This window comes from Bartonella sp. AA83SXKL (assembly GCF_042196965.1).
Taxonomy (GTDB): Bacteria; Pseudomonadota; Alphaproteobacteria; order Rhizobiales; family Rhizobiaceae; genus Bartonella.
The window spans coordinates 1-805 of sequence record NZ_JBHIRG010000146.1 but is presented as its reverse complement, the minus strand read 5'-3'; the positions used below and the strand labels follow the sequence as shown (position 1 = coordinate 805).

Annotated in this window: 1 protein-coding gene; it reads left to right on the top strand. The window is 42.2% G+C overall.

Going from position 1 to position 805, the window contains the following annotated elements; all coding sequences use genetic code 11:
• Positions 1-805 (top strand): BID domain-containing T4SS effector (locus ACFINO_RS10220; protein WP_375655716.1); only part of this gene is annotated, 805 nt, incomplete at both ends.

The following is an 805-nucleotide window of genomic DNA, read 5'->3' as shown; positions in this document are numbered from 1 at the left end:
ATTTCAGAAAATCCTCACTTTTTTCATAAGCTTGCAGGCAGTCAAACCCTTGGCATAAAAAACAGTGCACGCAAAGAAGCTGAAGCAGGTATCTCTTCCCTGTGTAACGCCATTGAAACATATGCAGATACGGTAAAACAGGTAAGAAAAAGCATTGTACAAGCCCATCAAGCACAACAAAACCGCCAAGAACTTTCCTCTGAACCGGCTAAACAGTTGCAAAAACAACAAACTTTATCCAAACCACATAAACTGCCTGAACACTCACCAACAGACGCGCATCAAGAAACTACTCAAACCTCCATGCAAACTGAGCGGGAGCGGCTTGGTGCTCGACCACGCACAGTGCCTCTCAGTCAAAAAACGCAAAAACAGCAAGAACAACTTGGTCTGCATCAACCTATTATGGAAGGTGATGGCAAAGAGGCTGCAAAAGTCAGCATGTCAGCAATTAAAGCAACGAAAGTTACAACAAAGTCCGAAGCATTGAAAGCAGTAGAACAGCTAATTCAACCCCCAAAAGTTGAAACCGCAAAAGTAGTTTCAGTGCCTCTCGCTCAAGAAGCGCAAAAAACACTTATTGAAAAGGAAACAATTCCATCTCTTACCAACGAAGAAGTTGCTTCAAAGATTCGAGAAAGTGAAGTCGTTAAAAGCAGCATGCAAAAAATTAAAACTTTGTGTGGTGTTGTTTATGGCAATCCCCATATTTTGGAAGGTAAAATGCCGAAGATGGGAATTCCAGTGACAAATAGAAATGTCGAGGAGTTAGAAAAGTTCGCGCGCCAAGTTGGAAGCTTTCCCT